Origin of the sequence: Pectobacterium parvum (assembly GCF_020971565.1) — a bacterium.
GTDB lineage: Bacteria > Pseudomonadota > Gammaproteobacteria > Enterobacterales > Enterobacteriaceae > Pectobacterium > Pectobacterium polare.
The window spans coordinates 4,231,219-4,243,484 of sequence record NZ_CP087392.1; the positions used below are offsets into that span (position 1 = coordinate 4,231,219).

Annotated in this window: 8 protein-coding genes; 2 read left to right on the top strand and 6 right to left on the bottom strand. The window is 55.5% G+C overall.

Annotation, left to right across the window (positions count from 1 at the left end):
- Nucleotides 1-19 precede the first annotated feature (19 nt).
- The 5 genes from dhbA to LOZ86_RS19035 are packed head-to-tail and all read right to left on the bottom strand — an operon-like array spanning nt 20 to nt 7,655.
- On the bottom strand, nt 20-805 hold the full coding sequence (gene dhbA, locus LOZ86_RS19015) for a 2,3-dihydro-2,3-dihydroxybenzoate dehydrogenase (RefSeq protein WP_039481742.1): 786 nt from the start codon (nt 803-805) through the stop codon (nt 20-22).
- Nucleotides 806-810: 5 nt separating this feature from the next.
- Nucleotides 811-3,954 carry a non-ribosomal peptide synthetase gene (locus LOZ86_RS19020; protein ID WP_230242628.1) on the bottom strand — a complete coding sequence of 1,048 codons (3,144 nt, stop codon included), beginning with the start codon at nt 3,952-3,954 and terminating at the stop codon, nt 811-813.
- Complete coding sequence (locus LOZ86_RS19025) at nt 3,951-4,826, bottom strand: isochorismatase (protein WP_039481747.1); 876 nt, start codon at nt 4,824-4,826, stop codon at nt 3,951-3,953. Before LOZ86_RS19025 ends, LOZ86_RS19020 begins: the two co-directional genes overlap by 4 nt.
- A gap of 10 nt (nt 4,827-4,836) precedes the next feature.
- On the bottom strand, nt 4,837-6,462 hold the full coding sequence (locus LOZ86_RS19030) for a (2,3-dihydroxybenzoyl)adenylate synthase (protein WP_039481749.1): 1,626 nt from the start codon (nt 6,460-6,462) through the stop codon (nt 4,837-4,839).
- Nucleotides 6,459-7,655 carry an isochorismate synthase gene (locus LOZ86_RS19035; protein WP_039481752.1) on the bottom strand — a complete coding sequence of 399 codons (1,197 nt, stop codon included), beginning with the start codon at nt 7,653-7,655 and terminating at the stop codon, nt 6,459-6,461. Before LOZ86_RS19035 ends, LOZ86_RS19030 begins: the two co-directional genes overlap by 4 nt.
- 343 nt (nt 7,656-7,998) lie before the next feature.
- Between LOZ86_RS19035 and LOZ86_RS19040 the strand changes: the two genes are divergently transcribed.
- Both LOZ86_RS19040 and LOZ86_RS19045 read left to right on the top strand, forming a co-directional pair.
- Nucleotides 7,999-9,246, top strand: coding sequence for an MFS transporter (locus LOZ86_RS19040; protein WP_080728036.1), 1,248 nt, complete (start codon nt 7,999-8,001; stop codon nt 9,244-9,246).
- A gap of 217 nt (nt 9,247-9,463) precedes the next feature.
- Entirely contained in the window at nt 9,464-11,425 is a 1,962-nt protein-coding gene (locus tag LOZ86_RS19045; RefSeq protein ID WP_039481756.1) for a TonB-dependent receptor domain-containing protein, read from the top strand.
- A 49-nt stretch (nt 11,426-11,474) separates the two neighbouring features.
- Here LOZ86_RS19045 and LOZ86_RS19050 read toward each other — a convergent pair whose 3' ends face one another.
- A complete protein-coding gene (locus LOZ86_RS19050; RefSeq protein ID WP_039481759.1) occupies nt 11,475-12,191 on the bottom strand; it encodes a 4'-phosphopantetheinyl transferase family protein in 717 nt (238 codons plus the stop codon).
- Nucleotides 12,192-12,266 lie beyond the last annotated feature (75 nt).

The following is a 12,266-nucleotide window of genomic DNA, read 5'->3' on the forward strand; positions in this document are numbered from 1 at the left end:
TTGTCACTCTCTCAGCAAATCAGGCCGTCAGCGTTGCCCCGCCATCCACCACTACGTCCTGCATGGTGATGTGGCTGGCCAGATCGGAAGCCAGAAAAACCACGGTATTGGCAATCTCTTCCGGCTGAGCAATCTTGCCCAGCGGGATTCCCAGTTTGTACTGGTCAGGAAAGCCCGCGATAGTGCGCTGTTCGGCATCGGCGTTATGCCACATGCCACGCTGCATCGGCGTATCCGTCGATCCCGGCGACACCAGATTGCAGCGCACGCCGTAAGGCGCCAGTTCCAGACCCGCACAGTGAGACAGGCTGGTGAGCGCCGCTTTTGACGCGCAGTACGCCGCCATCTGTAGACGTGGCACATGCGCGGCATTCGAGCCGACGCAGACAATTGCGCCACGGCGCTGCTGCTTGAAATGCGGCACCAGCGCGTTTAGCAGGTAAAACGCACCGGAGGCGTTGACGTTGATGCACTGATGCCAGTCGTCCACGCTCAGCGCATCGATGTCACCCAGACGCAGAATCCCGGCGGCATTGACCAGAACATCGAGCCCCGTTTCTGCCAGCTGCCGGCGACAGACCGCCGCCACGCTGTCCGGCTCGCTGATATCCAGCGTCACGCAGGTAAACGGACATTCCTGATACGAAGAGTCCTGATGTCGGAATGCGCGGTCGAAGCCGATCACGTTCGCGCCCAGTGCGACAAACTGGCGGGCAATGCTTTCGCCAATGCCGCTCGCCGCACCGGTGACCCAGACGGTCTGGCCGCTGAAATCAAACTGAAGAGGTTGTGCCTTGTTCATCATTTTCCCTACCACACCATTTCCACGCTGTTTTCATCCTGTGACAGCCTGTCGTCCAGATAGCGGCAGAAGTCGCTGAGCTGGGGATGATCGAACACATCAGACACCTTGATGCTGACGGAAAATTCGGCGGCCAGACGGTTAACGATCTGGATGGTCTGCAACGACTGTCCGCCCAGTTCGAAGAAGTTATCCCGCGATTGGATCCCCGACACGCCGAGGATCTGCTGCCAGATGGCGCTGACCCGGTTCTCGGTTTCGTTGGCTAATGCCTGCGCCGGTGCTTCGTCGCGGTATTCCGCTAATAGACGCTTGCGATCGACCTTGTTGGAACCGGTTTTCGGCAACTGGCGGAAGGCGCGATAATCGGTCGGGATCATTGCTGGCGGCAGAACGCTGCCCAGACGCTGCTTCAGCGCACGCGCATCAATCTCGCCTGCTTTCGTGGCGACAAATGCCACCAGTCGCCGCACGCCGTTGGGGTAAACAATGCCCTGCACACAGGCTTCATCAACGTCCGGCTGCGCCAGCAGATGGGCTTCAACTTCGCCAGGCTGAATCCGGTAGCCGCTGATTTTAAACTCGTTGTCCATGCGCCCGAGGTACAGCAACTGTCCTTTCTCCAGCCGCACTCTGTCACCGGTGCGGTAAGCAGGAAGCGCCTGATCGCCCACCGCCAACTGAGTAAACGCCGTGTGTTCTGTACCGATATAACCAGCTGCCAGCGTTGGCCCCAGCAGCACCAGCTCGCCTTCCATCGCAGGGCGATCGCCCGCCGCCAGAATCAGCGCGTTGACACCCGCCAGCGGCAGACCGATAGGAAGCTGTGCCACTTCGGCAGACTGCGTTTGCAGATCGCAGCTGGTTGCCACCACCGTGCTTTCAGTTGGGCCATAGGTGTTGATTAAGCGCAGCGTGTTCGGCGCATGGCGTTGCCACTGTGCCAGCTGTTCGGGGTACACCGCCTCACCGCCGATGATGATGGCACGCAGTGCGGAAGGCATGGTTAGCGTGCCGGTTTTCAGCCCCACCACCCATTCGTTCCAGAATGCGGTCGGCAGATCGAGCAGCGTAATCGCCTGTTCTTCTACCTGTTCGACAAAGGTCGGAATCGATTCCAGCATCTCGTCGGTACGCAGCACCAGCGTCGCACCACTGGTCAGCGTGACGAAAATTTCCTCAATGCTGGCATCAAAGTTAAACGGGGCAAATTGCAGCACGCGATCCGCCGCTCGCAGGCCGTAGCGTTGACATGCTGCCGCCGTGAAGTGATCCAACGCGCTGGCACCGATCTCCACGCCCTTCGGCAATCCGGTCGATCCCGAGGTGAACATGACATAGGCAATCTGCCCGTCTCTCGTTTCCACAGGCGGCAGCGCGGCAGCCTGTGCGCTGGATGACAGAAGATGCCCCGCCAGAACGATCTCGCCGGAAAAGACCGACGCCAGCCGATGCTGATAATCCGCCTGCGTCACAATCGTGCCTAGCCCGGCAATCTGGATGATGTGCTGCTGACGTTCGTGCGGCTGTTCAGGATCGAGCGGCACATAGACCGCGCCACACTGCATCACGGCCAGCAGGAAAATGATGGTTTCCGGGCTGCGGTTCAGCATAATGCCGATGCGCTCGCCGGGCTGAATACCACGCTCATGCAGCGCAGCAGCGGCCTGACCGCTCAGATCCAGCAGTTGCTGGTAGCTGTACTGTCGATCGCGCTGCGTCAGCGCCAGATGATGCGGGTTTTTGCGCGCCTGCTTGGCAATCGCCGTCAGAACCGGTTCAACAAAGGGTTCTGGCTCGCGGCTGGTGATCAGCGCCAGTTCACGTTCTTCACGCAGCCAGCGTCCCAACAGCTCGCCGCTGGTTTGCTGCGGCTGTGCTAGCCAGCGCTGAAGCAGCGTGAACAGCGTTTCTTGCAGGCTGGCAAGCGCTTCTGGGCTGTAACAAGCCGGGTTGGCATCAAAATCCAATACCGGTGTGCCATCGGGTTTGAAATGGATCTCGATCGTCAGATCTTCTACCGGCCCTGCGCTGAGATTCAGCGTGCTGGACGACAGCGATCCGTAATTGAGCGGATGATCGAACGGCATGATATTGATCAGCGGACCGAAGAGCCGCTGTTCACCACCGACGCGGTTCAGATCGCGCCGTAAATGCTCATAGCGATAATGTTGATGACGACGCAGCGTGCGTTTGGTGCGGGCAACCTGCTGCGCCAATGTGACAAAGTCCGCCTGTTCATCTACCTGAATGCACAGCGGCACGATATTCATCTGCATGCTCGGCACCGTCAGCGAGGCGGATCCGATACGGTTCATCACCATCATGCCGAACGTCAGCCTGTCGCTGCCGGATACCAGCTTGAGGTGTGTCGCCAGCATCGCCAGAAACAGATCCGGCCAGCTGATTTTGTTGCCTTCACACAGCGCCGTCAGCGGCTGCCAAATATCCGTCGGCAACACGCTGCTCTGGCGTAAAAAACGCGCCGCAATCGGTGCTTTCTTCTCGCTGAAACTGGCTGGTTCCGGCATCGCATTCAGCGTTTCCAGCCAGAAATCACGCGCCTGCGCCGTCTGCCCGCTGGCATCACGCTGCTGTTCTTCTTCCAGCACCTCGCTGAACGGTCCGAACTCCGCCACCGCCACGGGTTGCCCCGCCGTCAGCGCAGTATAGATCTGGGCGATACGTTGAAACAGCATCGTCGTGCCAAAGCCGTCCAGCGCAATGTGGTGAACGCAGCTGTAGAGAAAATCACGCTTTTCACCGCACAGCAGCGCAAAGCGACAGGGTAAGCCGTTCAGCAAATCCAGCGGCCGAGCAATTTCCTCACGCGCCCATTGGCGTATCGTCTGCTCTTCATCCTTCATCGGCGCAGGCAACAGTTCAATAATCGGCAGCACGCCAATCTGCACTGGCAGTTGTGAAGCCACAAAGCCGATCTCCGGCTGGTCGGCATGTTCACCGGCAACCTCAACAAACTGGCAGTACAGGCACTCACACTCCATGACCGCCTGACGGATCGCGCTCAGCATAGCTTCAATATCGACCTTGCCATCAAACGCGATGCACTCTGCCGTGTTGAACGTCGCCTTATCATCGTTCAGGGCATGACCTAACCACAGTCCGCGCTGCGCAACGCTCAAAGGCTTCATGATGCGGCTCCCTGCTGTTTTTCGATCAGCGCCCACCAGGCATTCAGGCTAGGGTTACGCGCCAGATCGACAAAGCTCAGCGTGACGCCCTGATTACGCCATTCAGTCAGCAGCGACATCATGCGCACCGAATCCAAACCGTAGTCGATCAGGTTTTCATCTTCATCGAACTGATCCTCTTCTTCGTCGATCAAGGTCAGCAGGTGCGCTCTCAGTCCTTGTTTTGTCAGTGCCTGTACCATTTTTGCTCCTGTGAGTTCTGCCGTGCTAACCACCCGTCCGGCGCGCGTTGCCACATATTTCAGCGCCATCTGGTGTTCCTGAAGTGAGAAATCCGCCACTGCATCGCCGACCATGAACGGCTTGATGTCGCGCATAAAGGCATCCGTCGCGGTAATCATGCAGCCGATATGCCCGTAAACGCCGCAGATAATCAGCTGATCTTTGCCCATCTCTTTCATCATCGGTTCCAGCGGTGAACGGTGGAATGCGCTGTAGCGCCACTTCACCAGCACCGTGTCGTGCTCATCCGGTGCCAGCGCACTCACGACACGTTGTTTTTCAGGGTGATTATTCAGCCCTGCGCCCCACATGTCGTTCAGCAGCGCCCGGTCGGCCGCACTTTGCTCGTTCGGCTGCGCGGTATACACCACCGGAATCCCCTGTGCTTTGCAGTAGGTTCGCAACGCCACAATGTTCTCGATCAACTGCTGCGCCAGCGGGCTATCCGCGCCATAGAAATTCACGAAATAGTCCTGCATGTCGTGAATCAGCAGCACCGCGCGCTCAGGCTCAAACGCCCAGGAAACCTTGTTCTCAGGGAAATCCTGTGCACGCGGCAGGGGATAAGAAGCAATAGAAGGGATTGCCATCACAAAATCCTTATTTATTTTGAGTGCTAAGTTGGGTCTGAATGCGCTGACGAAGTGATTTCTTATCAATCTTGCCGACCGGCGTAACGGGCAAGGTATCGATCATCTCGAAGCGGTCCGGCAGTTTGAATTCAGCAATACCCTGATTGCGAAGATATTTTCTTAACGTGATGGCTTTCAGCGAGAGATCGCTAACCACCAGAAAAGCGCAGCTCTTTTCGCCCATAATCGGATCAGGCATGGACACCAGCGCGGCATGAAGAATGCCGTCATGCTTGAGCAGCAGGTTTTCGATCTCTTCCGCAGCAATCTTTTCACCGCCTCGGTTAATCTGATCTTTTTCCCGCCCGACCACACGCAAATAGCCATCTTCGGTCATCTGCACCACATCGCCCGAGTGGTAGAAACCTTCGCTGTCGAAGGCGCGGGCGTTGTGTTCCGGGCTGCGGTAATAGCCGCGGAAGGTATATGGACCGCGCGTTGCCAGCAGTCCCGCTTCGCCTCTCGGCACCGGATTACCGTCGATGTCCAACACCTTTACTTCATCATCTGGGCTCATCGGATAGCCTTGCGTCGTGAACGTGTGCTCGTCGCTGTCGTCCAGTCGGGTGTAATTCACCAACCCTTCCGCCATGCCGAGCACCTGCTGTAGCTGACAGCCCAATACCGCCGGAATACGACGGGCGACGGTTTCACTCAGCTTCGCACCGCCCACCTGCAAGATCTTCAGGCTACGCAGTGCGCCACCAAACTGTTCGGCTGCCTGGATCCACAGCGCAGCGGCGGGCGGCACCAGCGAGGTAATATCGATCTGATGGAGCTCGATCAGCGGGAAGCAGGTCATCGCCCCCGGATCCGGTGCCAGCACGACGCGTCCACCGGCGTAAAACACGCCGAGTGAACCGGGCGAACTTAACGGGAAGTTATGCGGGGCGGGCAAGGCACACAGGTAGCGGGTGTGTGGCGTCAGCTCGCAAATTTCCACGCTGCGGCGCACGCTGTAGTAATAATCGTCATGAGTGCGGGGAATCAGCTTCGGCGTGCCGGTACTGCCGCCAGAAAGCTGGAAGAAAGCGACCTGCCCCGACGCAGAAGGCTGATACTGGCTGGTTGATGCGCGCGGCTGCAACCAGTCTGACAGACTGTGCCCCAGCGGGCTGTCGCCGAGTATCACCACCGTTTGCAGGCGGGGAACCTGCGTCTGTAGCCGATCCAGAAATTCACCGTTGCCGAACAGCGAATGTTCAGCCGAGGCGATCAGTAAGCGCGGTTCGATCTGCGTGGCGTACGACAGCAGCTCCAGCTTGTTATGGCTGAACAGGGCGTTAACCGGCGCGACGCCCATTTTCAGCAACGCAAAAAAGGTCAGATAAAACTCGGCCACGTTCGGCAACTGTACCAGCGCGGTGTCGCCACAGCGCAGGCCGCTTTCCGTCAGGCGCGATGCCAGTGCGGAAGACTGTCGATCCAGTTCCCGATAGCTCCACTCGCGCTCGCCGCACACCACCGCAACGGCGTCGGGCTGCGTCGCCAGATGGCGCTCCCAGGCATCCGTCAACGGCAGACCGACCCAGTATCCCTTGTCGCGATAACGCTGTGCCAGTTCCTCTGGCCAGGGCGTAAATTCAATACTCATAGTCCATCCACACCTGAGTTAAGCCCAAACGCATTCAGCATCGTGTTTAATTTGGCGGCGGTTTCAGCCCATTCATCCTCGGGGACAGACGCCTCAACAATGCCCGCGCCGGCAAACAGGCGGACTTTGTTGTGTTTGATGGTGCCGCAGCGAATCGCTATCGCCCATTCACCATCGCCGTTGGCATCACACCAGCCGACGATGCCGCTGAATACGCCACGATCGTGCGGTTCCAGTTCAGCGATCAACTGGCGCGCTTCCTGCGTGGGGAAGCCACACAGTGCGGGGGTCGGATGGAGCTGGCAGGCGACCTGAAGCGCCGTCATTTCTGGGTTCGCCAGTTCACCGCGGATAGCGGTAGACAGGTGCCACATGGAGGCGGTGTGCATCAGCGAAGGGACCGATGGAATCGTTAACGACGCGCACAGCGGCATCAGGCGTTGGCGGATGTCGTCCACCACCAGCCTATGCTCATGCTTGTCTTTACCCGATTTCAGCAGGCGCTGACTGTTCAGGTAATCCAGATGTTCATCGTTCATTCGTCGCGCCGATCCCGCTAGCGGATTAGAGACAATGACGTTCCCCTGCTTACGCAGCAGCAGTTCCGGGCTAGCACCTAGCAAGACCGAACCATCCGGCAGCGGCAGTGAGAAGTGATAGCCACCCGCGTTCTGCACCATCAGGTTATTGAGGATCGTTTGCGCCTTAACGGGGCTCGCTAGCTCAATGTCTAGAATGCGTGACAGCACCGCTTTGCTCAGTTCACCACGGCGGAAACGCTCAACGGCCTCTGCCACGATGGACTTGAACTGACATTCGTCCGGGACGCTGTTTAACGTTAACGCGGTTGGGCCCGCAGCCGTGTGCTTACGGGCACGGCTAACGAGTTCAGACTTCGTCGTAACGGTATAACTATCAGGGATATAGAGACAAGACGGTTGCGTGGTATCAAAGGGAATCGCCCCCACAACAATAGGCAGCGACTGCCCTGCCTGGCGCGCTCGCTGGAATGCCTGCGCGATTGCAGGGCTAAGCCTGTCATCGTGCGAGCCTGGAACACAAACAGGGGAAGAAATACGTTCAAATAAGCCAGAAGTAGAAAGGCTTCGGTGTTCCGATGCATATAAAAAAGCGGTTTGTTCCGAATAGGTTAGCCCGCTAGATGCTTCAGTTTCTGTAATCAGTGTATCCACAAGACAGCTCCTGCGCTCGCAAATTAAATACCAATGATTATTAAAATCATTATCATTTATATTAAGCGCAGTTAAATTACACTGAAGTAACGTGTTCGGTCAATCCTTCCACAGAATGGTAATTCACGCCCAGTAATTAGGGGTTAAATTGATGTTAATCAATTTTTTTGTGTATGTTTCAGAACGGATAATAGTTAGCAACAGGAATGTATTGATTATAAAACCCACATCACAAATGATAATGAAAATACTTATCATTTGTTGTCATGGAAATTAAGCTACGCTAGACTGCGCAAATATTTTACTAACTGTGTCTAAATGTGAGCCTGTCATGGATGAAAGCATGTACCGCCCGCACACCCGATCTGTTGTGCACCTGGCGTTGCTAATTAACATGCTTTCCCTCGGTAGCCTGATGATGGTGATGCCGTTAGGCCCCGATTTCATCAGCGCGCTGTCGATGGATGCCAAGAACATCGGCTACATTAGCGGCGGCGCAACGTTTGCCTCTGCCATTGTCGGTTTCCTCGCCGCTCCCTATCTGGACAGATTTAACCGTAAACATGCCCTGATCGTCCTGCTAACGCTACGCTTTGGCCTGACGGCTGCCTGCATGTTTGCCACCAGTCAAACCCATCTTCTACTGCTGTTTATTCTGGCGGGCTGCGTGGCCGGGCCGGCATCCGGTGTCTTGATGGCGGCGGTTGTCGATATTGTGCCGGCCAACGAGCGCGGAAAGCAGTTGGCCTATGTCGGCATGAGCTTTTCGCTCGCGGCGATTGTCATCATGCCGCTGTCGCTGGAGTTGGCGCACCGTATTAACTGGCAGGCACCGTTTTATACTTTCGGCCTTGGCGGCCTGCTGCTGGTGTTGTTGGTGCTGTGGCGCTTTCCGTCAATGCCGCCGACGCACCGGGCTCAGCAAGGTTCTTCGCCCACGACAGCACCCGCTTCGGTATTACATGAACTGCTAGCATCCCCGCTTTTCCTGTTGGGGCTGACGATCATGTCGCTGCAAATGTTCGGTCATTTCCTGCTGATCCCGCATTTTTCGAACTACTTTCAGTTCAATCTGGCTTTCCCACGAGATGATATTTCCCTGCTCTATCTCTGCGGTGGACTGGCAAGCATGGTGACCATGCAGCTGTGCGGCAATCTGTTAGATCGGGGATATGCCAGCCGGACGATTGTCGTCACGACGCTGCTGCTGGCCGTTGTGATTCTCTGCGGTTTCGTTTTGCCTTTTTCACTTTCCCTGTATCTGGTGTTCACCCTGTTCATGGCGCTTAGCGCAGCCCGCTCCAGCAGCACGCTGGCGATTACTGCGGGTATTCCGCTACCGCATCAGCGCGCCGCGTTTATGTCCTATCAGGGAACTGCGGCCAACGTAGCGTCAGGGCTTGCCAGCGTCGCGTCTGCCGCTTATCTGAGCACCTCTGCCGAGGGAAAAATTGACGGCTTCTCACAGCTCGCTATCGCCAGCGCCGTATTCGCACTGGCCGCCATGCTGCTGACCCTGCGCCTGATTCCGCAGTTGGCTGAACGCAGCCGAAAGATGGCCGCACGCCAGCCTGCACAGATTACACCCTAAATAATTCGAGTTTCAGGCAGGCGGCAAGAGAAGGAATCCCGATGAGCTTACTCAGGTAAGTGATTCGGGTGAGTGAACGCAGCCAACGCACATGCAACTTGAAGTATGACGGGTATACAGGGCAATAAACCGATCGGCAGCGAATGGGTCGGCGATATACGCAATACAACGCGCTATTTACGGGGATATTTTTCCACTCTTTGATGGGGTCTTTGACATGCAGCTAAAACCGGAAAGTCGTTTTTCATATCATCATTTTCCACACAGCAAGGTGTATCACGCCCTGCTGATGACCGGATTACTGGCACTGCCTGCACTTGTACAGGCAGAAAACGCGGCAGATGAAAAAATCGTCGTGACAGCAACACAGACGAAACACACCACACTAAGCGCCCCCGCTAGCGTTTCTGTCATCACCCGCGCCGAGCTGGAAAAGATGTCGGTGAATAACGTTACCGACGCGGTAAAAAAGCTGCCGGGCATTAACATCAATCCCTCTACCAGCTATGGCCGTAATGAAATAAAAATCCGTGGCATGCGGGCAGACTACACGCTGTTGCTCATCAATGGCCGTCGGGTTAATTCCCGTGATGCGCTTGCAGGCAACATGGGGAACGATTTCGATCTGAGTGCGATTCCTATCTCCGCCATCGATCGTGTCGAAGTCATTCGTGGCCCGATGTCTTCGCTGTACGGTGCCGATGCGTTAGGCGGCGTTGTTAACGTCATCCTGAAACAACCAGGTAACGACCTCAAAGGCGAAATTGGTTATAACTTTGAAGCACCAACAGAAGGTTCTGGCGGCGATCATAACCGTCTGAACGGTTATATCAGCGGTCCACTGATAGAGAATACGCTACTGGGAAGCCTGCTAGCCGATGGCGGAAAACGTGACGCATGGAAAACGGAACAGTCGATCAATCAGAATACCGATGCGCTGGAGAAACGCGATAATTACAACGTAATAGGAAACCTGACGTGGCTGCTTGATTCCCAACAGAGTCTGGATTTTGACGTAACATATACCAAAGATGACCGTGATGTGCATTGGAATAACTATGGTACTGCGGTGCGTAACATCCAAAAAATGGAGCGACTGGGACTGGGGTTAACGCACAACGGCAGTTGGGATAACGCCGATACGCGTCTGCGCTACTTCTATGAAAATGTGGAATTGATGGATAATTCCCAGCTCAATAATGGCAAAGCAGATATTACGCAGGACAACCATACCGTTGATGGACAGGTTTCTGGTTATCTGGGCGACCATCTGCTAACCGGTGGCGGAGAATACCGTCTAACCTCACTGAAACACAGCATGAATCTGCCTAACGGCACCATTGACGTGAGCCAGGGAGCACTCTTCCTGCAAGATGAGTTCAAACTTGCCGATCTGGCATTAACCTTCGGTGGGCGTGTCGACAAACATGAGACGTACGGTACAGAATTCAGTCCGCGCGCTTACGCTACCTATAGCCTCACCGACAACTGGGTGATAAAAGGCGGCGTAAGCAAAGCGTTTAAAGCCCCATCAATTGCACAGTCATCTGAGTCGTATGCCATCGCAGCCTGCCGTGGCCGTTGCCAGACGGTGGGTAACCCTGATCTGAAACCCGAAACGTCAATCAGTTATGAAATTGGCACCGCTTATGAAGCCGAACGCTTTGGTGCAGGCGTTACGCTATTTAATAACGATATTAAAGACATGATTCAGGTCCAGACTTGGGACAGAGTCGCTACACGTCTCACTTACGAAAACGTCAATAAAGCACGGATTCAGGGTATTGAAACCTCATTCTGGGTCGATGTGACAGATGACTTAAACTGGACCACCAACTGGACCATCGTCGATGCTGAAGACCGCACCACCAGAATGCGTCTGAAGCAAACACCGAAAAATACGGTTAACACACAGCTGAACTGGCAGACGCTAGATAACTTATCAACCTATATTTCTTACCAGTACACGGGTAACCAGTATCTGTTTGATAAAGAAGTCAGCAAGACACGCGGCTTTAATACCGTGGATATCGGTGCCACCTATACGCCAGTCAAAAACGTGGATCTGAAACTGGGCCTCACAAACCTGACTAACGAAAAACGGGACTACGTTGCCACCAATAACGACTACTTCCTGTCTGGGCGTACGGTGTATGGCGGCGTGAGCTATAAGTTCTAATGCCGATACGTTCTCATTAATCGCTCTGAGCCCGCTAACGCGGGCTTTTTTAGCAGCAGAGAAACGTGGTGACGTCGTACTCTCTTAACAGATACGCGCCCTTAAAACGGCGTCCGGCATAAAACGTTGGCGTCAGATCGGTCAGCAGTTCCAGCTCGAACTCGCGTTTGGTGATATCCAGCGCCACCAGTCTGGCGTCCAGAAAATCGAAATAGTGCCGGACCTGCGGGTAAAGCGCCTTAAACAGGCTCTCCTTCGCCGAGAAGCCGATCGTCAGTAAACAGCTAAATGCTTCTTCCCGCTCCTGAAACCATTGGAACTCTTCATCGCCAATGATGCCGGGCCACAGCGACTGCGCACGCTCGTCGGACATAAATCCTTCGATATCCACCCCCACGCACGATAGCGCATCGCTCCGTAAATGGGCGGCGCAGAGCACGCTGTCTTTGTTATGGCTCAGCGAACCGGCAATATTGCCCGGCCACTGCGGCGAGCGGTCTTCCCCGCTATGCAGAACAAAGCCAGGGTGTTCCAGCTTGTTCAACACGTGTTTGGCCACACAGCGTCCAGCCAGAAATTCGGCACGTCGTTTCGGCACGGCACGCTCTAGCGCGTCGGAGAAAGGAATGTTCGCCTCGGCAAAAAGCGCGTCGTCGTAGGCGGACAAATGGAAATGGCAGCGAGCAGTAATACCTGGGTAGGCGGCACCATCCGTTGCCCGTGGAAAAGTAATCCATTCAACATCATCAATAAAAGCAGAAAGCATGTTACTCCACTCAGGTAAGCGAATCGCACCCACACTCGGTAAACATCGCGTAGACCACGCCTAAACCCGAAATAA